Source organism: Bifidobacterium sp. LH_426, from assembly GCF_056356875.1.
Map to the genome: position 1 here is coordinate 329,890 of NZ_JBKEVB010000002.1, position 24,051 is coordinate 353,940.

11 protein-coding genes are annotated in these 24,051 nt (G+C 70.2%); 3 read left to right on the forward strand and 8 right to left on the reverse strand.

From position 1 onward, the window contains the following. Positions 1–85: 85 nt before the first annotated feature. From AC1AYD_RS03655 to AC1AYD_RS03690, 8 genes are all read right to left on the reverse strand, one after another. On the reverse strand, positions 86–628 hold the full coding sequence (locus AC1AYD_RS03655; protein WP_476531559.1) for an FHA domain-containing protein: 543 nt from the start codon (positions 626–628) through the stop codon (positions 86–88). Between the two features lie 14 nt (positions 629–642). After that, positions 643–1,221, reverse strand: a complete 579-nt coding sequence (locus AC1AYD_RS03660; protein WP_476532295.1) for a variant leucine-rich repeat-containing protein — start codon at positions 1,219–1,221, stop codon at positions 643–645. After that, positions 1,214–2,140, reverse strand: a complete 927-nt coding sequence (locus AC1AYD_RS03665; protein ID WP_476532327.1) for a PP2C family protein-serine/threonine phosphatase — start codon at positions 2,138–2,140, stop codon at positions 1,214–1,216. The genes AC1AYD_RS03660 and AC1AYD_RS03665 overlap by 8 nt, the downstream gene beginning before the upstream one ends. Beyond that, positions 2,137–4,575 carry a transglutaminase TgpA family protein gene (locus tag AC1AYD_RS03670; RefSeq protein WP_476531561.1) on the reverse strand — a complete coding sequence of 813 codons (2,439 nt, stop codon included), beginning with the start codon at positions 4,573–4,575 and terminating at the stop codon, positions 2,137–2,139. Before AC1AYD_RS03670 ends, AC1AYD_RS03665 begins: the two co-directional genes overlap by 4 nt. Beyond that, complete coding sequence (locus AC1AYD_RS03675; RefSeq protein ID WP_476531562.1) at positions 4,572–5,783, reverse strand: DUF58 domain-containing protein; 1,212 nt, start codon at positions 5,781–5,783, stop codon at positions 4,572–4,574. Before AC1AYD_RS03675 ends, AC1AYD_RS03670 begins: the two co-directional genes overlap by 4 nt. 91 nt (positions 5,784–5,874) lie before the next feature. After that, positions 5,875–7,017, reverse strand: coding sequence for an AAA family ATPase (locus AC1AYD_RS03680; RefSeq protein ID WP_476544675.1), 1,143 nt, complete (start codon positions 7,015–7,017; stop codon positions 5,875–5,877). Then, positions 7,014–12,947, reverse strand: a complete 5,934-nt coding sequence (locus AC1AYD_RS03685; protein ID WP_476544676.1) for an Ig-like domain-containing protein — start codon at positions 12,945–12,947, stop codon at positions 7,014–7,016. Before AC1AYD_RS03685 ends, AC1AYD_RS03680 begins: the two co-directional genes overlap by 4 nt. Before the next feature lie 119 nt (positions 12,948–13,066). Further along, positions 13,067–14,488: a serine/threonine-protein kinase gene (locus AC1AYD_RS03690; protein ID WP_476502566.1), complete on the reverse strand. Its 1,422-nt coding sequence runs from the start codon at positions 14,486–14,488 to the stop codon at positions 13,067–13,069. Between the two features lie 233 nt (positions 14,489–14,721). Between AC1AYD_RS03690 and AC1AYD_RS03695 the strand changes: the two genes are divergently transcribed. The 3 genes from AC1AYD_RS03695 (at position 14,722) to AC1AYD_RS03705 (ending at position 24,029) form a co-directional block, all read left to right on the forward strand. Further along, a complete protein-coding gene (locus AC1AYD_RS03695) occupies positions 14,722–18,960 on the forward strand; it encodes a PD-(D/E)XK nuclease family protein (protein ID WP_476502621.1) in 4,239 nt (1,412 codons plus the stop codon). Further along, a complete protein-coding gene (locus tag AC1AYD_RS03700) occupies positions 18,957–23,099 on the forward strand; it encodes an ATP-dependent DNA helicase (protein WP_476502567.1) in 4,143 nt (1,380 codons plus the stop codon). The genes AC1AYD_RS03695 and AC1AYD_RS03700 overlap by 4 nt, the downstream gene beginning before the upstream one ends. A gap of 201 nt (positions 23,100–23,300) precedes the next feature. After that, positions 23,301–24,029: a GNAT family N-acetyltransferase gene (locus AC1AYD_RS03705; RefSeq protein ID WP_476544677.1), complete on the forward strand. Its 729-nt coding sequence runs from the start codon at positions 23,301–23,303 to the stop codon at positions 24,027–24,029. The last annotated feature ends 22 nt before the right edge of the window (positions 24,030–24,051 follow it).

Below are 24,051 nucleotides of genomic sequence, written 5' to 3' on the forward strand. Positions count from 1 at the left end.
GGCCGTGAAGGCCAAGGGGCTCAATCATAGGGTTGCCTCCCTCTGACGAGGGAGGTGGCCGCCGCAGGCGGACGGAGGGAGAGACCTACCGCTGCTCCTCGAGGGTGAGGAACTGGTCGCCGACGCGCAGGGTGGCCGGGGCCTCCAGCGGCACGGGCGTGCCTTCGACGACCTGTCGCTCCTCGCCGTCGCGGATGATGAACGTGCCGTTCAACGAGCCGTAGTCCTCGATCCACAGCCGACCGTCCTGGTCGATGCTGATCGCCGCATGGTTGCGGGAGATGGTGCGTGTGGGGTCCTCGATCCGCACGGCCTTCGAACCTTCCGGAATCGCCTCGGACGGGCGACGGCCGAGCAGGACGCTCCTGTCGAGGACGATCGTCTGACCGGTCGCCTCGTTGTGCAGCGTGTAGGTCTTGCGGCCGGGGGCCTGGCCGGCGGCGTTCGCGTCGGAGAGGACCGTGTCGTCCAGACTGCCGTCGTTCGGTTGTGCGGCGGGCTGGACGGTGGGTTGTGTTGGCTGTGCCGCGGGCCGGGCCGCGGGCCGGGCCGCGGCCCGGGCGTCCACTGGATCGTCGGCGTACCAGCCGGGTTCCGGTGCCGGTGGGAATGGAATCGCGTTGCTCATCCGTCTCGCCCCTTTCAGCGGCGACCGGCGAGCGCCGCGTCGACGGCCGGGTCTCCCAGTCGGGACAGCCAGTCGGCGAGCGCCGGGTACAGGTTCGGGTTCTGCGCGAGGGCGGCGTACAGTTCCGGCGCCTTCTGCGCGATTTCGGCCATCTGCATCTGGTCGGTGGTGGTGCGCGCGATCTGTGCGGTGAAGCCGTGCGGGTTCACCGGGGCCTGCGGTTCGGACGCGGCGGTCCGGGGCTCCTGCGTCGTCGTCTGCGATGCCTGTGCCTGCGCGGTCCGCCTGGGCTGCAAGGTCGCGGCCGTGGGGGTGCCGGCCGCGGCGGAGGTGTGCTGCCGCACGGCCACGGTCTCGTCGGACTGTCCGGCGCCGGCCGCATCGTCGGAGACGGCATAGCCCATCTGGCGCACGGTCTCGCGGGCGCGATCGTCGCCGAATTCGGCGAGCCAGCGCAGCAGACCGGGGTAGGCGCGCGGATTCACCGCCACGTTCGCGCCGAACTCCGGATTCTCATAGGCGATCTTCGCGAGAAGGATCGGATCCGCGTTCCGATCCTGAACCGCCGCGACCGCGGCATCGTAATCAACCATCATGCCTCCTAGGTGCTATGGTCCGCAAAGTCTGCAAAGTCACATCGGCGATGTTGCCGATATCCTCCTCATCGCCCAGCTTAGTCACCGACCATGCGTGCCGGGGCGGCGCGAGCACGGGCATGTCCGCGACGATGACGGTGACGTTGTCGCCGCCGCCGGCGTCGAGCGCGGCGCGCAGCAGGGCGTCCGCCGCCTCCTGCGGATCGTCGTGGCGCGCGGCGATCGCGGCGATCTCGTCGTCGCCCGACACCTCGGCGTACAGGCCGTCCGAGCAGATGATGAAGCGGCCGGTCGCATCGGTGAGGAACAGGTCCGGTCTGATGCCGTCCGGATCGCCGACGCACTGGGTGATGATGTTGCGCGGGATGAGCGATTCGGCCATGTCGGGCAGCAGCTCGCCCGTGTCGATCGCCTCCTGGCGCTGGGAATGGTCGCGTGTGATGCGCACGAGCGTCGAGGGATCCCAGCCCGCGCCGTCCCGCGCGGCATCCATATGATAGGTGCGCGAGTCGCCGACGTTGACCACGTAGGCTAGGTTCTCCGTGCTGAACGGCGTCGCGGACGTCCGTTCGCCGGTCTGGGAGCCGTCGTCGATGTCGGGGGCGTCGCCGTGCACGAGGATGAGGCCGGTCACCGTGGTGCCGGCCACGCCGCCGAGCTCGTGGCCGAGCGCGAGCACGTCGGCCTGCGCGTCGGCGAGCACCGTCTCGATGTCCGCGCGGTTGCGCACGGGCAATGCGGCGAGCGCGCGCAGATGATCGGCCGCACGGGCGCTCGCATGCTCGCCGCCCATGCCGCCGCCCATGCCGTCGCACACCACGTACACGCCGTGGCCGGCGTAGCCCGCATCCTGGTTGTTCCTGCGCTTGAGCCCCACATCGGTGGCGAATCCCGCCGCGAGATGTCCGATGGTCATGAACGCTTCCCCTCTGTCCGTGCGCCCGGTTCCCCGGCGGCGGTCGTCTCGCCCATGCCGCGTTCGGCGGCCCAGGCACACATACTCGCCACTATACCTGCTGCACGGTGGGCGCGCCGGGGTCTTCCTCGGCGTGTGAACACTCCGGCGAGGCTGAGCCGTGCACGCCAGCGGCGCGGACGGGGCAACGACGCGAGCATGGCCGCACGCATGGCGTCCACGTCCTCCCAGTACCGGCGGGCCCGATCATCGTCGATGCGTTCGCCGGAGAACGCGGCGTAGTCGGCTTCGCGCGCCAACGTCGCGAGCGTCGAAGCGTCGACGTCCATCCGTCCGCCCATCGCCCGCCCTTCCTCGCGTCGGGTGCCGTGCACGTCGACGCCGCTCTGCCGGGCGAGCGCCGTGACGGCCCGCCATCCGGCGGCGATCCGCATGCGGGGACTGCCGGACCGTCGCGCATGACGCAGCAGAAGCGCCTTCATGAGCAGGATGATTCCGCAGACGGCCGTCATCGCCCATACCGGGCTGCCGTAGACCGCGACGTTCCGAACGGCGCGGCCGAGCGCCGTCCTCAACGGGTCCGCGCCGGTCGCGTCCGCCTCCTCGCCGCCGAGCGTGGAACGACCCCGCATCTGCCGTTCGTCGCGCAGCGGGTCCTGCAGCGGCACCGGAGGCTGGCGCACCAGCTTCCGCGGGTTCGGCGGAGTGGGCTCCTCCTCTGGGTCCGGGACCTTCGTCTCCTCCGGGGTCGGATGGAACGCGGTCCAGCCGTAGCCGTCGAGCTTGATCTCCACCCAGGCCTCGACGTCATCGCCCGTGAACCTGGTGACGGTGTAGGCGCCACGCCGTTCGGAGCGCGCCGTGCCGATCGAGCCGTCGTCGTTCTTCGGGACGAGACCGAGCACCACGCGGCTGGGCAGGCCGAGTTCGCGGGCCATGAGCGCCATCGCGGAGGCGTACTGCTCCGAATCGCCCACCATCCGCGTGCCGTCGAGCAGTCTCCCGATGCGGTAGTTGCCATGGCCGGGCGGCGACGGATAGTCGCCCGCCAAGCCATGTGAGAACCAGCCGGAATCCTTCAGCCCCTCGGCGATCCTGCGCGCCGCGGCGCCACCCGTGGCCTCGCCTCCCGCCATGGCGGTGGCGAGCCGGCCGGCGGCGTCGGGGGAGTCCACCGTTGCGGGCTGGAGGGTCTTCGCCGCCTCGGCGTCGTCGATCTGGCTATCGGAGGGCGTGCGGGGGATGACGCCGCTCTCCGTGTAGGTCAGCCCTTCCGCCATGCCGTCCGGGTAGATCGCCGAATCGGTGTCCGAGTTGTAGTAGAGGTCGCCCCGCCCGTCGGCTGAATCCTCGACGGTGATTTCGGTGGCCGAACCGGCCAACGGCAGCCATCGGTCCGTGAGTCCCTCGCCCACGGTGAACGTGGCCGTGAAACGGGTCCCCTCGGCGTCGTCGGCGATCGTCGTACCCACACGCCGGTAGTTCGACGAGCCGGAGACCGTTGCTGAATCGGACAGGTTCCACACGTTGCCATCGAAACGGTCCATCACCGCGAGACGCACCGATGTGCCCGCGGGAAGACCACGCACGGTGAGCACCGTATCGTCCTTATGGTCCTTGATGTACGCGCGCATGCCGGACAGCGGGCTCGTATAGTCGTACGGGGTCAGCGGCGGCTCGTAGCGGTCGCGCAGGATCAGACGGTGCTGGGGCGTGACGAGGCACACACCCGCGGCGAGACCGGCGGCGATGGCGATGACGGCGAGGGCGCCCGGCAGGCGTCCGGTCTCCAACAGGCCCCATCGGACGGACAGCCAGACTACGAACGTGAGCATGGCGGCGAGGCCGGCGGCGGTCCGCCACCAGCCGGCGGACGTGCCGAGCAGCGCGGCGGTGAACGCGGCGGCCGCGGGCAGGCCGGACGCCGCGGCCAGGCGCGCGTCGTCGGCGAGCGCCGGCAGGCCGGCGAGGAACGCCGTCCACAGCGTCAGCGTCCAGACGGCCATCAGCGAACCCGACGCCGTGCCCACGGGCGGCGTGATGGAGATCAGGTATTTGAACGAGCCGAACATGTCCCACCATCCCTGCGACAGGGTGGCGGCCGTCGGGATTACATGGCCGATCGTCGTGCCGTTCAGGGCGATGACCGGTCCGACGACGGACTGGGCGAACACGAGGGACACGAGCTGCCACCACAGGCGCAGCCGGCGCGTCACTCCGACCAGGGCGATGAGACAGCCGAGCAGCGCGGCAGGCGCGGCGGCCGAGGCCCATGCGGCCGCGTCTCCGTAGACATCGATGAGATTCGACGCGGCGAGCAGCGTGAGCGCCGCGGCCACGGCGAGACCGCCCAAGCGCCGCCCCCATGGGCCGCGGGTGGAGAGGGAAGCTGAAATGGTGTCGTTCCGCCAGTCGGCGTGCCGTCGGCTGGTCATGCGAGCACCCCCATGATGATCGGCAGGTCGTCGAGTCCGCCGACCGTGGCGAGCGTGAAGCCGGGGAACCGGCGGATCGCCCGGGGCATGCCCTCCGCGACCTGCAGCACGAGCGTGGACGCGGACTCCGGCAGCGCGGACGCCATGCGTCCGATGTCGTCCGCGTCGCGCAGCGAACCGACGGTGAGGACGTAGAAGGAGGCGTCCGGGGCGTGCGCGAGCGTGCCGCGCGCGAGGTTCGGATCGTCGGAGCGGTCCGGGACGATCCTGCTGCACGAGTCGAGGAAGTCCGTCGCGCGGCGCGGCGCGGCGTGCGCGGCGCCCGCATGCGTGGACAGCGGCCGACGCCGTGCGAGGCATCGTGCGCCGACCGAGGCGTGGACGGACACGGCGAGCTCGAACTCGCCGGGGCCTGCGTACTCGTCCGGGTCGACGGACATGGTGAGCGCCGTGTCCGTGCGTCGCGTCGCCTCGTATCGGCGGATCATCAACGCGCCCGTCTTCGCGGTGCTCGGCCAGTGCACGTTGCGCACGTCGTCGCCCGGCGCGTATTCGCGCAGACCGTGGAAGTCGAGGTCGTCGTCGACGGTGTCGCCGCTCGGACTCCCCTCGAGATCGCGGACCGATCCCGCGTCGAGCGTCTCCAACGGCACGATGGCGGGGTGGACGAACAGGTCGATTCCGTCGGTGAGCCGCCGCTCGCGGCGGATCAGACCGAACGGGTCGCCCTTGCGGATGCGCAGCGGGCCGACGGCGATCACGGTCCGTCGCGGCGCGCGGAACTCGATGTCGGTCCGCCGGGATTCTCCCGGGGCGAGCGGGGGAACGGCGAACCGCTCGCGCCTGGAGCCGATCGGCAGGTCGCCGCGCGCGGCCGTGGTGGGCTTCCGCCCTGGATTCCGGACATCGATGCGGACGCTCGCCGTATCCCCCACGGTGACGCGGCGTCGCCGCAGGTCGATCGCCGCCCGGAACGAGGTGTTGCCGAGCGACATGACGACGGAGACAAGCATCATCGACAGGGCCGCCACGCCGTATGCCAGCAGCTCGTGCCATCCGAGGGGGACGAAGGCGACGAGCGCCGCCGCGCCCGAGCCGGTCACGGCCCACCCCAGCGGGGAGACGAAGGACGCGAGCGGGGAGACGAAGGGCGCGAGCGGCCGGCGTATCCGGCGCGGCGTCCGTGCGGCGCGTATGGGACGGGGCATGATGTCGGTCTTTCGGTTCGTGGGTTTGGTCCGTGGGTTTGGTTCGGGGCGGTTCGTGGGGGGCGTGGGGAGAGGCTTGGCGATGGGCGCGTCAGCCGCCGAGTGCCGGCGCGGGCACGTCCTCGAGGATGCGCGTGACGACGGCCTGCGGCGTCTCTCCGGCGAACGCGGCTTCGGCGGTGAGATTCAGCCGGTGGGCGAGCACCGGTGTGGCGAGGTCCTTCACATCATCGGGGACGACGTAGCCGCGTCCGTCCGCCGCGGCCCAGATGCGTGCGCAGCGCGCCAGGGCGAGGGCGCCTCGCGTCGAGGAGCCGACCCGGACGCCGTCGTCATGGCGTGTGCGTTCGACGAGTCTGACGATGTATTCGAGGATCGACTCGTCGACGTGGACCGTGTGCGCGACACGCCCCATCGCGATGACGTCGCCGCCGGCCAGCACGGGGGCGACGTCGCCGGCGCGGTCGGCGACGTCGAGCTGGCGCAGCAGTTCCACGGACACGTCGTGGCCCGGGTATCCGAGGGACGTCCTGATGAGGAACCGGTCCATCTGCGCCTCGGGCAGCCGGTACGTGCCGAGCTGCTCCACCGGGTTCTGCGTGGCGATCACGATGAACGGCCGCGGCACGTCATGCGTGACGCCGTCCACGGTGACCTTCCGCTCCTCCATGACCTCGAGCAGCGCGGACTGGGTCTTCGGCGAGGCGCGGTTGATCTCGTCGGCGAGCACGATGGACGCGAAGACCGGTCCCTCGCGGAACGTGAAATCGCCGGTCTTCCGGTCGTAGAAGGTGAGTCCCACCACGTCCGAGGGCAGCAGGTCGGGGGTGAACTGGATGCGTTTGAAGCCGGCGTCGACCGAGTTGGCGAGGGCGCGCGCCAACTGCGTCTTGCCGGTGCCCGGATTGTCCTCGAGCAGCACATGGCCGCCGACCATGAGCGCGGTGAGCACCTCGCGGACCGGGCGGGTCTTGCCTACCACCGCCTGGGAGACGTTCTTCACGAGCAGGTCGAACATGTCCCGGAACCGTTCGATTTCGGGCGTGGCGGCACCGGGGATGGTGCCGGTGGCGGGGACTGTGCCGGTGTCGGGGATGGGGGTGCCCGTCGTGGCGGGAGCGGTGGCGGTGGCGCGGTGCGCGGGCGTCCGCCGCCGCGTGCCGGCCCTGCTGGCTCCCGCGTCCCTGGACAGCAGGGTCCGGTCGTCGACGGACCCGTTGGCGTTCTCGTTCATGATCGCTCCTTGATCGTGTCGTCCCGTTGCCGGGAGATCCTTCCCGGCAACGCCACCGATGCGCCGTCGGCCGTCGGGCGAGATTCCCGTACCGTCCCGGTTTTCTCCACGCCTTCGACGAGCTCGTCCGGCCCGTCGGCCAACGTGATGCGCCACGTCACGTCGCCGTCGAGCCCGGAACCCCTCATATCGAGGGTCCGCGGCTGTCCGCCGACCGCCCATTTGCGCCGCCATGCGGTGCCATCCCCGTCGGTGAGGGTCAGGATGACCGTGGCGCCCTGACCGTAGGTCTCCACATCGCCAGCGATGCGGAGCGTGTCGCGGCCGCTCCACTCCAGTGCGTAGTCGCCGATGCCGGCCTTCGGCCTGTCCGGCATGTCCTGGCTGGAGGCGGTGACGTCGGCGCTGGCGGCGCCGCGGAACGTCTTGCGCACGCTCACCGAGCCGCAGACACGCCAGCCGCCGGGCTCATAGGAGAACGAGGTCCGCGTGGTGGATCCGAACGAGCCGTTCCCGGCCGTGTACTCGAACCGGCCCTCCTTGCCGTCGCCGTCCGTCCACGAGACCACGCAGCGGCCGTCCTCCGCCCGGATGGAGAGACCGGACGGCGCGGCCGGACGGTGGACCGGGACGACGGGGATGCCTTCGCCTCGCACCTCGTCGCCATGCACCGTGACGATGGCGTACCCGGGCGTGAGGGCGTCGCCGAAATCGGAATCCGCGATGTCGAAGGTGTGCGACGTCTGCCCGCACGCGACGTTCCCGGTGTGATCGCCGAGCGTGACGACGACGGAGGCGCACGCGTTGTTGCGCATGTCGCCGATCTCGGCGGACACCGTCACCTCGTCGCCATCGTCCGACTGCGACGTGGAGACGATCGGAGCGTCCGGCACGCCGTACGGCCTGGCGGACTCCGCCGATGCGGCCGCCGCGCCGTCGCCCGCCCGGTTGTGAGGCACGACGGTGGCGGTCACGGCGAACCCGTCCGTGATGTCCGACGATCTGAAGCCGAAGTCGACGGACGAGGCCCCCTCGACGACGGCTCGCATGCCGTTGCTCAGGGTCACGGTGTAGTAGTCGGCCGGCGACCCCGCGTAGACGGGCATCGACCACGAGACGGTCACGACCTGCCTGCCGCCCTCCACCGAGACCCTCGACGGGGCCGGCGGCACTGTGTCGGGCATGCCGGTCACCGTGCCGGAGTCCTCCGACCATCCGATTTCGTTCCTCGCGCGCACACGGAACGAGTACGGTCTGCCGTTCTCCAACCCCGCGATCCGGCAGACCGTCGCGGCGCCGCACGACTTCGAGGAGACACGGTCCCCGTCGCTCCAGCGCACCTCATAGTCGGTGATCGGGCTGCCGTTCGCCGAGCCGGGCGTCCATGTCAGATCCACCGCGCCGTCCTGTGGCTTCGCGTCGACGGGGGAGAGCAGCGGGGCTTCGGGCCTGTCGACCACGGCGACGGTGATCGTGCCCGTGACCCTGCGCTCGGCCATTCCCGTGCCGTCCTCGACGGTGACGAGCACACGGTTCGTGCCGCCTCCGGCGCCCGGGGCGGCGGCGACGTCGACGGACCCCGAGACATCGCATCGGACGGCGACCCCGGATGGGTCGTCCGCCGCGCACCGGATCAGGGTGAGAGGGGATGACGGGAACGGATTGTAGGCGTCGGCGAGCGCGTCCACCGTCCCGTCTCCTCCCGCTTCGAGCTTGAGCGTCCTATCGGGCACGCGCGCCAGCGGACGTGTCGAGGGGACGACGCGGACGGTCATGCCGGCGTCCACCGTGCCACCGTCGTATCCGATCCGCACGGGGACGCCGATCGTCGTCCCCGGCACGGCCGTCTTGTCCGCCTTCACCTCCAGACGGCCGGAACCCGAGACGGAGGCGGTCACCTTGCCGGTGTCCGAACCGCCGGAATACGTGTATCGCTCTTCGTCCCCACTGGGGCCTTCCGGCGCGTGCGTGAGCGCCTTCAGATCGATGGTCGTCGTCCCGTCGCCCGCCGCCACGTCGATCGTGGACGAGGAGAACGTGGGCGGCCTCACGCCGCGTCCGACCACCGTGATCGGCAAGGTGATCACCGCCGAGTTGATGATTCTCGTCCTGCCGGATTCTCTTCTGCCGTCCACCGCGGTGAACGTGATCGAAGCCGGTCCGGCGTAGTCGCCGGGGGCGGTGAACCTGAGCGTCCTGTCGTTCACGTACAGCCGTCCGTCGGCGGCCTTCGTGGCGCTCACCGAATCCTCGCCGCCCACATACGCCTCCTTGCCGGCGCCCACGCGCACGTGGTCGGCGACGTCGATCCTGATGGTCTCATTCGCGTTCACCCTGAGCGCGGGCGCCTTCGGCCGCACGGTCGGCGGGAAGACGCCGTATGCGGGTACCTGGATGAACGCCGTGGAGGTCACGCCGTATCTCGTGTTGGTCACCGTGTAGGGGACGGCCCGGGCGTTCCGCGTCAGATCCACGCTGATGACGGTCGAGCCGTCATCGCCTTTGACGCGTGCATGGGCGTGTGCCGATCCGTGCACGTCGACCCTGAGATCCGAATCCGGGCCGGAGGGGTTCGCGATCCATCGGCCCACGTCCACGTCGACGCTCTTCCTGTCGATGGTGGCCGACGCGGGCACGCGGTAGTCGTAGGCGTCCGGCGGTTCGATCGGCGCGTCCGGGTCGACGTTCACGGTCAATACGGCCGTATCCGACAGTCCCGCCTTGTCCTTCACCGTGTAGACGACGTAGCTCGTCCCCGCCTGACGGGGCGTGGTGAAGCCGATCGCGCCGGCGCTCGCCTTCGCATCGGGTATGGCGGGGGCGTCGAGTCTTCCGTCAAGCGTCAGGTCGGCGTCGTCGCCGGAGACGTCGTTCCGGGTGACCGGCACGGTGGCGGGGGTGCCCGGACGGAGCGTGACCTCGTCGTCGCGCGCGTATACGCCGGAATCGGAGGCTCCCCGGAACACGCCCACGCGGATTCGCGCCTGAGCCCGCTGGCCGGTCCAGTCCTCCACCGCGTAGGAGAAGACGTCGGTGCCGGAGGAGTCGGCGTAGGCCTCGTAGACGAGGTGGTTCGCGCCCACCTCGGTGACGCGGCCCAGCTGCGGCGTCGTGTTGCCCAGGCCGAGCAGCTGGTCGTCGTCGCCGTCCACGTCGATGCCGGTGAGCGCGATCGGGATGCGCACCTTCCGGCCCGCGGCCACCTGCGCCTCCGTGTCGTGCGGCGTGGGCGCGGGCTTGTCCCCCGCGTCGCTCCGATGCACGGCGATGGTGATCGTCCCCGACACCGAGGCGCCGAGACCGTTCTCCACGGTGTAGACGATGGGGAACGTGCCGGTCTCGTCCGACGCCTGATACCGTACGGTGTCGCCGGAGACGAACGCGACCCCCTTGAACGTGGATGCATCGGTCCTCAGCTCGTTCCGCAGTCTGACCGTCGTGCCGTCCGGTTGGCCGGCACGGTCGAGCACATCGATGGATACGATGCCGCCGGTGCGTACCTGGGCGGCCATGTCCGGCGCCTTCGGAGCCGAGTCGGCGTTCGACGACGTCGGCGGATGCAGCACGATCGTGCCCGTCGACGTGCCGGCCGCGTTCGCCACCGTGTAGGTGACGTCGACCGGTTCGGTCGGTATCCGCCGCGCCGTCAGATAGACCCGCCTGTGGCCTACGAGACCGGTCTTGATGCCGGAGGCCGGATCGGCCGTGACCGAAGTGACGGACAGCACGCCGCCCATCGGGTCGACGTCGTTGGACAGCGGTTCCACGATGGCCGTGTTCCCCGCGCCGAGCATCGCCACGTCGTTCGCGGCCACCGGTTTGGCGGCTTGGCCGGATACGGGCTGCACCTCCACCCGGACCAGCCCGGTCGCGGGCACGGTCCCCTGCGTGATCGTGTACGACACGTAGTAGGTGCCCGGGGCGTCCGCCCTGAACCGGAGGGTGAGATCGGCGGCGTTCATCGTCACGGAGGCTCCATCGGGCGCGTCCGCCGCGGACAGACGCGCCGGGCTCGCGCCGGTGGCGTGGACGTACGGCTTCAGGTCGATGGACGCGTCCGTGGCCGGCGAGACGGATTCGGCCACGGGGTCGATGTCGGCGGGCAGGGTGCCTGAGGGCTTGACGGAGAAGTACACCATGCCGGTGCCGGTGCGCTCGCCGTCGGAGACCGCGAGCTCGATGCCGACTCGTCCGGAGGCCATCGAACCGGCGTCGAACGTGAGCAGACCGTCCGCGCGCGTGGAGGCCGTCACCTGATCGGAGCCCTGCGGCGCCGCGGAGACGAGCGTCATCGGATCGCCGTCCGGGTCGGTGAAACCACCCAGCGCGTTGAACTCGTAGGAAGCGCCCTGCTCGACCTCCAGCTCCTGCGGCGTATCGGTCTGGGCGGGGGCGGCGTTCCCGGAACCGGTGAGCGTCAGCCTCACCGTGGCGGAGGACGTCTGGCCGTGCCCGTCGGATATCTCGTAGGAGAAGCCCACCGCGCCGGGGCCCGCCTTCGTGGCGTCGAGTTGGAGGTAGCGACCGTCGTAGACCGGGAAGACCTCGATCACGGCCCCGTCGGGGGCGTTCGCGCGCGTGATCCGCAGCACCGAGCAGTCGGTCTGCCGGTCGTTGCGCAGCACGTCGAGGATCCGTTCGCCGCCGGCCCGCGCCCCGAACTCGTCGTTCTCCGCCTGGATCCCGTCCGAGCCGTGCGAACAGGTCTTGTCGAACTCGCGCCGGTTGTTCGCCGTCTCGTCCCCCTCGCGCCGGTTCTCCTCGGAACGCTCGGTCCGGATCGTGTTCCATTGGAGTCTGATGACGTCGGTCGATGCACGCGGGTCCCACACGTTGCCATCGACCACGTCGTTGAGCACCACCTGCCGGTGGTTCGCGCGAAACACCAGTTCGGAGGTGACATCCACCGAACCGAGGGAACGGAACGTCGCCCCTCCGTCCTCCGCGGAGCATACGGAGACGTAGTTGTCGGCCCGCTGGCTCCACGCGGCGAACACGCAGCCGCCCGAGGAGACCGGGCGAGCCGGCTCCCCGTGCCCGCCGGAACGCAGCGGCACAGGTTCCGGATCCGGCGATGAGAGGGATATGAGGTCCAAGCCGTCCCGGCCGGCCACGACGACCCAACCGGATTGGAGCCCATCCACCGGCGGCGACTGCAGGCTCAGCCTTCCATCCATGCCGGAAGCGGCGCCTCCTCCTCTGAAGAGCACCCGGTTCCCGGCCGTGATGACCGGGACCCCGTCGATCACCGTGAACGAGGAGGCGTCCGTCCTCACCCCGTCGGTGATCGATCCGACCGACGAAGGCGAACGGCTTTGCGGCGAGTCGAGTCTGAACACCATGCCGTCGGAAGGACGGTATCCCCATACCGCGCCGTCGGCGTCGACCACGATCCTGCCTCCCGCACCGAGCCTCAGCCGGGGATCCTCGTGCATGGGGGACGCCGAGCCGACATCGTCGGCGTATCCCGTCCAGACGTCGCCGGTCCCCTCATCGAGGAACGCGATGGTGCCGCCGCCTGCCGCCGATATGGTCCCGTCCCCCGTCTCGGCGCTGGAATCCACTTCTACCGTCGACGCCTTGATCGACGACGCCCGGCCGCCTTCGTCGAGCACGGTGTCGGCGTCATGCTGGAGGACGTCGAAGCGCGGCGCGGACGACGCGACGGCCGCATCCGCCTGCCCGACGCGCACGTTGAACCGGGCCGCCTTACGGTCCTTCAACGAGGTGACCCATACGGATCCGTCGTCGAACCGCACATGACGCTGTGTGACGGAGCTGATGACGATCGCGCCGGCGACCACGCCGAGCAGCAGCATCAGGGCGACGGCCGGGACGGCCCATCCACGCCTGTCCGACGGCGCCGGACGGCGCGTCGGCGCGTCGGTTCCGCGTATCCGCCCGTATGCCGGGGAAGATCTCTTCGCCATGCCGGCTCCCGTCGTAGTTCCGAGCCCGGCCGGTCGGCCGGTACGCCAAATGTAGACCCCGTCGCTGGGTACCGCCTCGGATGCACCGGAGATCGGGGAGACGGCGTGTCGCGTGCGGATCAGCGCCGCGTCGCGCAGACGACCGCGGGCCGGGGCGACATGCGTCGGTCCGCCCTCACGACCGACACCGCGATGCATGTCCGGGCCGTGTCCTTGGAGACGTCGAATGTCACCCGTTCACCCCTCACGATCGACGTGTTCCCCTCGTCCTGCGGGTCCTGGCCGTCGATCGGCCTCCACGCGTACGCGTCACCACTCTTCGGATCGGGGTTGCTCCACGTGAACGTCACCGTGCCGTCGTCGCCGTATTCCCCGTGCAGGTCCGTCGGGGAGGGGACATCGTCGCCGACGACGCCGTCCGGTGTGACATCCGCATCCCGCCCGGCCTCCGTCCCACGACGCGTCGTCGCGTCTCCGACGGATGCGCGGTCGGCGACGGCGCCGGAATCGAGATTCGGCATGACGGCGATCGCGAATACGAGCGCCACGGCGATGACAAAGACGGCGACGGCCAGACCGGCGACGGCTTGACCGGCGACTGCCGGCGTCGCCGCCCTGGCCGGGGCTCCGGTCTGCGGCGTGCCGAAGCGGCGGCGCGCCGCGCGACGATTCGGCGGATACGGATCCCGGCCTTCGGCGACCACGGCGGTCATATGACCGAAATGCTCCTGCTGGACATGCTGCAGGTCACGTGCGAACCGCAACGCGGAATGCTGACGGTCCTCCGGGTCCTTCGACATCGCCCTGCGCAGCACCCGTTCCACGTCCTCCGGCACGTCCGGGCGGTCGATCGGAGGCAGCGGCTTGGTGAGGATGAGCTCCTTCAGCCGCGCGGCCGTGTCCGGCCGGTAGCCGCATTCGAACGGCGAACCGCCCGCCAACGTCGCATACAGCGTCGCCGCCAGCGAATAGATGTCGGCCTCCTCGGCACCGGAACGGCCGTTCAGCACTTCGGGAGGCGCCCACGGCAGCGAATAGCCGGTGAACGTCCTGTCGTAGATGTTCGTCGAGATGCCGAAGTCGGCGAGGACCGGCAGCCCCTGGGCGTCGACGAGCACGTTGCTCGTCTTGATGTCGTGGTGGATGACGCCGGCCCGGTGCGCGGCGGACAGGGCGCCGGCCAGCCTGATCCCGAGATCGAGCATCTGGTCGCAGGTGAGCGGCCGGCGCCGTGCGATCTCCTTATAGGTGCCGTTCGGCGCGTATTCGAACACGATGTAGGCCAATCCGTCCGGCGTCACGCCCGCGCCGTGGACCTGCATGATGTACGGGTGGCTCGACAGACGGGCCATCATATCGGCCTCCCGTGCGAACCTCGCCGCGGCCCGCGGGTCGAGCGGCGTCCTGGACACCTTCACCGCCACATCCCGGTCCGGGACACGTTGCCGGTACAGGTACACGTCGGCCGTGGAACCCGAGCCGAGCGTCCGGACGAACGAATACCCGGGCAGCTCCGGCGGCGCTGTGATCGTGGTGCGCATGATGCCCCCTTCCCCCGAAGGCGTCCCCCTGGGGACTTGCGCCGTCCCCTCGGCACAATGGTACCGCCACGGACGGCGGCGCCTCACCCGCCCATCCGATATGGGCGCGTGAACGGCGGCGTGCCGCCCGTGGCGGGTGCCGGAACCATTGGAACACGCGAGAAAAGGGGAAGTTCCGGTAGATATGCACCGGCGTGGTCGTCACGGTTTAGGCTGGAGCCATGACTGGATACATGGATGCCCACGAGGCGTTGGACGAACTGATCCGCGGCGGCGGAGACGGCGGGAGCGCGCTGCTGGTCGCCGGCGCGCCGCAGACCGGCAAGACGCGATTCGCCTATGACGCGCTCCTGCGCGGCCTGGACGCGTACGGCGACACCCGCGCGGTGATGGCCGTGGCGAACCGCGTCGTCGCCGACGGTCTCGGCGACGAAGTCATCCGCCGCATCGGCGCGTCCGCGCAGGTGCGTCCGGTCACCACGCTCGCCGCATTGGCGTTTCGCGTCATCGCCGACGAGCGGTTCGCCTCCGGTGCTCCCGCACCGAGGCTGCTCAACGGCGCCGAGCAGGACGCGTTGCTGCGCGGGGTGCTCGCCGGGCATGTCGGGCACTCCGAAGCCGGTGATGTGTGCGACGTATGCATGATGCTCCGCGACTATTTCGCGACCGAGGAGTGGTCGTCGTCCATGGGGGTGTTCCCCGACGACGGTTCGGAGGACGGGCGGGACGGTCGTGCCGCCACGGCCGCATTGCTCGAACGTGGCGTGTCGGCGGAATTCGTCGCCCAGCTACGCGACATGCTGGCGCGCATGGACGAACTGGGAGTTTCCCCCGACGGTGAGGAGAAGCTGCTCGGCGTGTTGGAGGAATCCGCCCGCGACGGACGGGACGTGCGCGTGGAACGGCTGCGCGTGCAGTGGCGGCTGGCGTTCGCGCTGCGTCGTGAGTATGCCGCGGCCGTCGAGGCGGCGTATCCGGGCGAATACCGTCTCGATTCCTCACGTCTGCTGGTGGAGGCGGCCACCGTGCTGCGGGGCGGCGGAGGAACGGTCCCCGCGCTGCTGGTCGTCGATGATTTCCAGGATTCCACTCTCGCCGCCATGAGGTTCCTGGAGGAGATCGTACGGCGGGGCACGCGGCTCGTACTCGTGGGGGACCCGGACGAGGCGGTGCAGACCTTCCGTGGGTCCTACCCCGAATATCTGTTCGCCAGGGCCGCGGACGGGCCCATCGCCGCCCGTCGCTGCGTCCTGGACGCACGGCCGCGGGGCGGCCGGGAGTCCGAGACGGCCCCCACGTATCGCGACGTCGTGGTGGCGAGGATCTCCCTGTCGATTCCCTCGCCGCTGGAGGATTCCACGCCGCTGCCCGATCGCCCGTGGAAGCTGCCCCGGCATGAGGGCGCGTGGCCGATCCGCCGGCTCGACGGCGCGTCCCCGTTGCCTGCGGACGGTTCCCTTCGCTGCGCGCTCTACCGCAGTCCCCGGGAGGAGCTTGACGATGTGGTGTGGCGCATCAAGCACGAGCGGCTCGACGGGCACACCCAGTGGAACGACATGGCGGTCATCGCGCACGATAACGGCACCGTGCGCCTGTTCGGCGAACGGCTGCGCCGGGACGGCGTGCCCGTGCGCTATTCGTCCGTCACCCGTCCCCTCGGGGAGGAGCCGTTCGTGCGCGGTCTGTTCGCCCTGATCGAACTGGCGCGTCTGCGTGGGCGCGGCATCGCGGGAGCGGAGTCGGATCCGCGTGCGCTGGCGGCCTATGTGCGTTCCCGCGTCGTCACGCTGATGGCCGGCCCGCTGATCACCGTCGGCTCCATGCCGGGCGAAGGCGCGCCGGGACGCGTGGAACCGGTCGAGGCCGCGATGCGTTCGCTGGAATCCCTCGCGGGGATCGTCGGACAGGCGGTCGCTGCGGATGACGTGGACGATGCGGGTGATGCGGACGACGTGGATGGCGCGTTGGGCGGATTGATGAGGGCGTGGCGTACGTTGGGCGAGGCCTGGCCCGCGGGCGGCGACGTCCGGATCGATGATTCCCTGCTGCGCGGGCGAGACGATGCGACGTCGGAGACCGGGCGGCCCGTCCCGTCCGACGGCGGGGACCGGATCCCGCCGTTCGGAACGGACGCCCAGTACGTGATGCTCGCGCTGGACGATCCCCGGGCTCCCGCATCGCACGTGCTCGCCGTGATCAACCAGGTACTGGGAGGAGACCCGCAGGCCCGGGCCTTCATCCGTCTCTGGACGCTCGTCGGCAAGGTCGCCGCCGCCTTGGGCCGTCTGGAATCCGACGAGCCGCAGTTCGCGCTCGCCGCCGCATGGGACGCCGCGGGCGTGGCGTCGGCATGGCAGCGGCGCGCGCTCGACAACACGTCCGAGGGCAGGGCGGCCAACGACCGGCTGGATGCCGCCATGCGGCTGTTCCAATATGCGGAGGGCGGTGCCGCCGGGCATGACATCGTCACGTTCATCGCCCAGGTGCGCTCCATGCGGATTGAAGCCGATTCACTCGCCCGTGTGAAGCCGATGGAGCAGGCCGTCACCCTCACCACCCCGGCGGGCGCGGCCGGCCGCCACTGGCGTCATGTGTGGCTGCCCGCCGTGCAGCAGGACGTATGGCCCAACCTCGCCGAGCGCAACACCATGTTCGGCGGCGAGGACCTAGCGGATATCATCCTGCGTGGCCCGGAGGCGCATGCCGTCTGGGCCGCCGCCCCCTCCTACGGCGCACGACTGGGCGAGGTGCTCTCCGGAGAGAAGAAGAGCTTCCTGTATGCGCTCACCCGCGCCGAATCGGATGCGCGGGGAACGGGCACGGTGACGATCAGCGCTGTGAGCGACGACGACCTGACCCCGTCCGATTTCCTCTACGGGTATCTGCCAGAATGCTTCGGCCGCGGAGCCGAGGCGAGGTTCGTCGAGGTGGGGGAGCCGTACGGGAACGGTCAGACGGCGGAACGCGCCTCGTCGGACGTGGAGGAGATCTCGCTCGCCGGCCTGGACTGCGATCCCCGCGGACTCGTGGCCGCAGCGCGCCTCATCCTGGCACGGCACCCGTCCGACGACCCGCAGGCGCGGGATGCGGCCGCCGCGCTCGCCCTGCTTGCCGGGAACGGCGTCGCCGCCGCCGATCCGGACGAATGGGCGTACCTGCATACGGCGGAACGTGGCGGCCATGGGACGGCGGACGCATCGGATACGCCGAGCGCGACGGATACGTCGAGCGCGCGGGCGCAGGACGCCGAACCGTGCGTGGTGACGTTGTCCCCATCGGCGGTGGACCGCCTGTGGGAATGCCCGGTGTGCTGGATGCTGGAGAACCGATTCGCCGGGCCACGCCCCGGCAGTGCGGCGACGGGCTTCGGCACGCTGATCCATGCGGTCGCCCAGCAGGGCAGCGGGGAAGGCCTGGACCTGCCCGGCTTCATGCCCGGAGCCGGCGACGAGGAACGTCTGACGGCCGTGACGCGTCGGCTCGTCGAACTCTACGACGGGATGAAGCCCGACCCCGCCGACATCGACGATCCGTCGGCGCGCTATGCGGCGATTCGCAAGGACGAGCAGGCGGGCGCCACGCTCGCCAATCTCGCCTCGTACTTCGTGGCCTCCAACACGTCCGGCTATCTTGGGGAGAACACGGGCAAATTCGACGTGGGCGTGCTCGAACACGCCTCATGCGAGGAGGAGTTCGCCGCGCGGTTCGGGCTCGACGACATCCTCGCCGCATACGACGCCGTGCCCGGTGCCGGTCCGGTCGGACGGCGCGATCTCATGGCGATGATGGGTACGCTCGTCGGAGGCTGGCCGGAGGGCATGGACGAGAACCTGACCATCAGGCTCTCCGGCCGCATCGACCGTAAGGAGACCCGTATCATGGCCGATGGGAGCCGCGCCATACGGCTCATTGACTACAAGACCGGCCAGGTGCCCACCACCCCGCAGCGGTTCAACGACCTGCAGCTCGTGTGCTACCAGCTGGGACTCGCCTTCCCCGAGACGGCCGATGGAAGCGCCGCGCGCGGCGGCCGGCGCCCCGTCGACGCGCCGCCCATCGTGCAGAGCGCGTTGTTCCATGTCGAAGCCCACGAGGCGCCGGCGCAGAGCTACGCCCCCGAAGGCCTGTTCCAGCCGCCCCTGTTCACCGGAGGCTCGCTGAACGCGGAACCGTTCACGCCACGATCCCACTACCGTGACCCGGCGAAGCTCATGGATATCCCCGGCGTTCCCGCCGAACCGCCGCAGGACGTCGACCCGCGCGCATGGGAGCGGTTCGCCGCGCTGCAGGGCACGCAGGCGATGTGGGCGCTCGCCATGATCGCGCGGGTGTTCTATGCGGCGGCGGCGAGCCGTTCGGAGCGTCTGATCGCCCATCCCACCGCGCAGCATCTCGCATACTGTCGCATGCGCACCGTATGCCCGGCCTGCGCCGGCCGGGTCGACACCGTATTCGAAACGAGGCAGGCATGAGCAGCACACCGAAACCCACCGACAGCCCGGAACAGGCCGCCGTCATCAACGCGCCCGTGGCGGACGACGTGCTCGTCGTCGCCGGCGCCGGCTCGGGCAAGACCTACACGATGACGCGCCGCATCATCGAACTCATCCGCCGGGGCGTCGCCCCCGAACGGATCCTCGGCCTCACGTTCACGCGCAAGGCTGCCGGCGAGCTGCTGTCACGCGTGTCCCAGGCCGTGGCCGAGGACGGGACGCGCGGGACGGGACGGGACGACATGCCGGCATCCCCGGAAGGGGTGGGCGGGCACGCCGAGGCGATCCGCGCAGCGGGGGACCGCATGTTCCTCAAGCCCGTCGTCTACACGTACGACGCGTTCTTCCAATCCATCGTGCGCCAGTACGGTCTGCTCGTCGGATTCGACCAGAACACGCAGCCGTTGAGCGAGGCGGGCGCGCTCCAGCTCGCCGCGAACGTCATCGACCGGAACATGGACCGGCTGCGCGGGCGCGACCTCGGCGCGTTCCGCACGCTCGCCTCGAAGGTCCTCGCGCTCTCCGGCGCGATCGGCAGCGCGATGATCGGCCACGGCGTGACCGACATGGAGACCGCCATCGCCCGCGTGCGCGCATGGGACGACGCCTTCGCCGCGCAGGTACGCGACGCCATCGGCTCCGAGCCGATTCCCGACGATGAACCCAAGCTCACCAAGCCGCGACGGTTCAAGAAGGACAGCGACGCCGCATGGACGGCGAAACTCGACGAATACCATGAACGTCTGCGCACGGCCTGCGTGTTCCACTGCGCCAGACTCGTCGACACCGCCGGGCAACGTGACGCGCTGCTCGACCTGGTCGAGGCGTACGCCCAGGAGAAACGACGGCTCAACCTGGCCGAATTCGGCGATTTCACCATCGCCGCCTACCAGCTGGTCACCCGGTTCCCCTCCATCGGCGAACGCTACCGGCAACGGTTCAGCCACGTGCTGCTCGACGAGTACCAGGACACATCCACCACGCAGGCGGCGCTGCTCGCCACCCTGTTCCACGGAGGCGACACGGCCGTCAACGCCGTCGGCGACCCGTTCCAGTCGATCTACGCATGGCGAGGCGCCAGCCCAGGCGCGTTCCGCCTGTTCCAGCAGGACTTCGGCATGCGGGAGAACGATCGTCCCTACGAGCTGAGCGTCACCCGCCGCAACTCACGACTCGTGCTGGAGGCCGCCAACGACCTGACCCTGCCGCTGCGCGGGACTCCCCGCCGTGCAGGCAGCTCGACGATGCGGGAGGTCGACGTCGCGCCGCTCGACGCCCTGCCCGAAGCCGCCGCTGGCACGGTCGGCGTGCTCGGGTACGACACGCTCGGCCAGGAGATCGACGGCATCGTACGATTCTGCCGGCATGCCCTCGCCGTCAACGACCACGGCAATCCGAAGCATCCCCCCACCGCGGCGGTGCTGTTCCGGTCGAAGAAGCACATGGCCGAATACCAGCAGGCGTTGGAGCAGGCCGGATTGAGCACGCTCGTCGTCGGCTATTCGGCGATGCTCGACCGCCCCGAGATCCGTGACATACTCGCCCTGCTGCACGTCGCCTCCGACCACACCGACTCCGGTTCGCTCATGCGGCTGCTCGCCACGCCACGGTTCGGACTCGACGCGTTGACGCTCGCCGCGCTCGCCGCGCTCGCCGACGCGGCCAACACCGAGGTGCGGTACCAGGCGCTCGTCGCCGCCGGTCTGGCGCCGGCCGACGCACCGCGCCAGGACTGTGCCGGCATCGTCCGGGAGCACCGTGACGGCGTCGCCAACGCCGTGTTCCTGCCCGACCTGCTGGAGGATCCCGATCTGCCCGGCCTGCTCGAACGCGATGACCGGTTCGACGAGGCCTCTACGAGAGAGATCCTGCATGCCTCCCGCATGCTGCGCATGGTGCGCGGCACGGTCGGCAGACCCCTGCCCGATGTGGTGCGTGCGGCCGTGCAGGCGCTCGACCTCGACATCGACACCATCGTGGCGCAGGCCATGCGTGCTCGCGGGAACGCGCCCGACCCGACGGTGGCCCGCATCCCCATGGAGACGGTCATCGATCTGGTCGACACGTACGCCAGCGAGATCGCGGCCGATGCCACGCCCACATTGCGCGGATTCATGGCATGGGTGGACGCGTTGCGCAGCATCGAGGACGAGACCGCCGCATTGGACTCCGAACGGCACGTCGACGTGGAGCTGATGACCGTCCACCAGTCCAAGGGACTCGAATGGGATGCGGTCGCCGTGGTGGGCCTCGCCGAAGGCGTGTTCCCCAGCAGCCAGGGCGATCACCTCTCCGTCACACTCGACGACGCCCACCCGGGCGGTGTCGAGAACGGCGTCTGGACGGCACCCGAATACCGCGAGCGCGCCTCCACATGGCTGGACGATCCGACCGCCGTGCCGGTGCCGGTGCGCGCCGACGCGGGCATCCTGCCGCGTTTCCCGCATGACGCGCCAGTCGGTGCGGACCCGCTGGACGCGTTGCGGGCGTTGGACGACGTGGAACTCATCGACGACGAGGTCTACGGGTCGCTGCGCGCCGTCGGCGACGGCGTGAACGACGTCGATCCGGACGGCTGGTACCTCACCCAGGAGGAGGAATACGGCAGGCGACTGCACGCCGACGAACGCCGGCTCATGTACGTGGCCCTGACCCGCGCCCGGTGCGACGTGCTGCTCACCTACAGCCGCAACGGCGAAACGGGCCGCGACCCGTCGGTGCTCGGTGCGAAGCCCCGCATGGCGAAACCCTCCAACTTCTGGTCGGAGGTCCACGACGCCCTGCACTCGCACGACGGGACCGTCATGGCCGGGTCGTCCGGCTCCACCGGGGTGTCCGGCTCCACCGGGGTGTCCGGCTCCACCGGGTCCACCGGGTCGTCCGATACGGCGGCCGATGCCGGGGAACAGCACCGCACGCCGGCGACGACGGGCGCGCCCCGACCCGACGGGTTCTTCACCGGCGATCACGCCGCCGGATACGTGCACGCCGTCATCGACGAGGCATGGGACACGCCTCTTGAGGAACGGGCGGAAGACACCCTGCCTTGGCCGTCCGCGTTGGGAGCAACGACGGCGTCCTCGCTCGTCGGGGCGGCGCGGGCCGTCCGAGCCGCGATGCGCGCCCGAACCGAGGCGAATGGTGCGAATGAGGTGGATGGGGTGGATGATTCCGCGGTGCCAAGTGAGTCCTCGCCGGTCGCCCCGGCACGTGGCACGCTGCTCGACAAGGCCCGGCTGCTCATCGCCGACGACGACCTCATGTCGGGAACGCTCGACGGGGCGGCCCTCGACGAGCGGACCAAGGAGCAGGCGCAGCGCATCCTCGCCGGATCGCGTCAGAGCGTCACCCGTCTGCAGGCCCGCGCGACGGACATGGGGGAGCGCGAGGAACGACGCTACTGGCGCGGCATCGTGCGCCCCATCCCGTCCATCGCCTCGCCCGCGGCCTCCGCCGGCACCAGGTTCCACGCGTGGGCGGAGCGTTTCATCGACGCGGGACTCGACGCGGGAGACGGCACGAGTGCCGAATCGGGTGCCGTCACGGTCATGGACCGCCACGCGATACTCGCCGATCTGGAACGCCGGGAGAAGGCCATCGCCGACGGCACCGCCGGTATGGACGATGCATCCGGCGCGGACGGCGGCGGTCGACGCGCCGCACGCCGGAACACCCGTGTCGAAGCGGAGCTCGTCGCCTGGCAGCGGCGTCTCGCCGAATCGCCATGGGCACGGCGCACGCCGGTCTGGGCGGAGCGGCAGCTCGTCGTCGCCCTGCCCGAACTCGACGGCATCATCGCCAACGGCAAACTCGACGCCGTGTTCCTCGGCGGCCTCGACCCGGTCGACGCGACAAAACGGTACACCGTCATCGACTGGAAGACCGGCCATCGTCCCCGCAAGCCGAAGGACGTGGCCGACAAGCTCGTGCAGCTCGACCTGTACCGGCTTCTGCTTTCGGCGATGGAAGGCGTGCCGTTGGACAGCATCGACGCCGCTCTCTACTATGTGAGTGAACCCGACGCGAAGCTCCGCGAGCTGCGCGCCGAAGAGAAAACCGAACAAGAGATCATTGCCGAGTTGAGCTCCGGAATCCCCGAGCACACCGACGACGATTAGACCCATCGCCGATCCGCGGCACGACCGCGGACGGTGCCGTGCGGCGCGCAGACGCCACGCACGGCACCCGGCGACAGCGGGTCCCGCGGCTGGAACGCGCCGTGAATGTCTCGCCGGCGGGAGACCGCTACCCTCGTGCAGGCATGTGTGGGCGGGCGCACGTGCTCCACGACACCACCGACATGAAGGAGTGAACCACCCATGGCTGCGACCAGCAACGCAACCACCAGCACCGCAACACACGGCACCACGGGCGCAGACACCGCACGCCGCGCCGCCGTCGCCCCCGGCACCGCCATCACCTACCGCGCCGTCACCTGGGACGACCTCGACGCCATCGTCGACGCGTTCTATGACACGTGGGGCGTGGACGAGCCCGGCGACCCCCACATCGCCCGGCTCACCTCACGCCACTTCGTCCTCCACTACCTCGAACCCGCAACGCGCGGCGAACTCGCCGAAACCGCGGACGGCACGTTCCTCGGCGTCACCCTGTCGCGCGTGGCCGGCAGACCCGTGCTCTTCCCCCAGGTGACCGGCGAACTCGCCCGCGTCAACGCGGAACTCGACGCCACTCCCGCCGGAGCGGACGCGCTCGCCCGCACCGAGGCCTGGCATGCGCTCGAGGAACGCATGGAAGCCGACATCGCCATCAACGACCGCGCCCCCGCCGAACTCGAGCTGTTCGTCGTCGCCCCCGCCGCACGCGGCCACGGCGTCGGCGGCACCCTGTGGCGCAACCTGCTCGTCTCGTTCGCCGAAGCCGGCGCCTCCCGCTACTACCTGCACACCGACTCCAGCTGCGACGTCGGCTTCTACGAGCACAAGGGCCTCGCCCGCGTCGCCGAACGCTACGCCAAAGACCACCCCGACGAACACGTGGGAGACGGGGAGGACATCTATATCTACGAGGGCGAGGTGACCGCGTGAGCGGGGTCGCGGCCGCGAAGCC

What these genes read in the sequence shown, in the direction of transcription:
- AC1AYD_RS03655 (WP_476531559.1), bottom strand. Translation starts at nt 628, where the DNA reads ATGAGCAACGCGATTCCATTCCCACCGGCACCGGAACCCGGCTGGTAC.
- AC1AYD_RS03660 (WP_476532295.1), bottom strand. Translation starts at nt 1,221, where the DNA reads ATGGTTGATTACGATGCCGCGGTCGCGGCGGTTCAGGATCGGAACGCG.
- AC1AYD_RS03665 (WP_476532327.1), bottom strand. Translation starts at nt 2,140, where the DNA reads ATGACCATCGGACATCTCGCGGCGGGATTCGCCACCGATGTGGGGCTC.
- AC1AYD_RS03670 (WP_476531561.1), bottom strand. Translation starts at nt 4,575, where the DNA reads ATGACCAGCCGACGGCACGCCGACTGGCGGAACGACACCATTTCAGCT.
- AC1AYD_RS03675 (WP_476531562.1), bottom strand. Translation starts at nt 5,783, where the DNA reads ATGCCCCGTCCCATACGCGCCGCACGGACGCCGCGCCGGATACGCCGG.
- AC1AYD_RS03680 (WP_476544675.1), bottom strand. Translation starts at nt 7,017, where the DNA reads ATGAACGAGAACGCCAACGGGTCCGTCGACGACCGGACCCTGCTGTCC.
- AC1AYD_RS03685 (WP_476544676.1), bottom strand. Translation starts at nt 12,947, where the DNA reads ATGGCGAAGAGATCTTCCCCGGCATACGGGCGGATACGCGGAACCGAC.
- AC1AYD_RS03690 (WP_476502566.1), bottom strand. Translation starts at nt 14,488, where the DNA reads ATGCGCACCACGATCACAGCGCCGCCGGAGCTGCCCGGGTATTCGTTC.
- AC1AYD_RS03695 (WP_476502621.1), top strand. Translation starts at nt 14,722, where the DNA reads ATGGATGCCCACGAGGCGTTGGACGAACTGATCCGCGGCGGCGGAGAC.
- AC1AYD_RS03700 (WP_476502567.1), top strand. Translation starts at nt 18,957, where the DNA reads ATGAGCAGCACACCGAAACCCACCGACAGCCCGGAACAGGCCGCCGTC.
- AC1AYD_RS03705 (WP_476544677.1), top strand. Translation starts at nt 23,301, where the DNA reads ATGGCTGCGACCAGCAACGCAACCACCAGCACCGCAACACACGGCACC.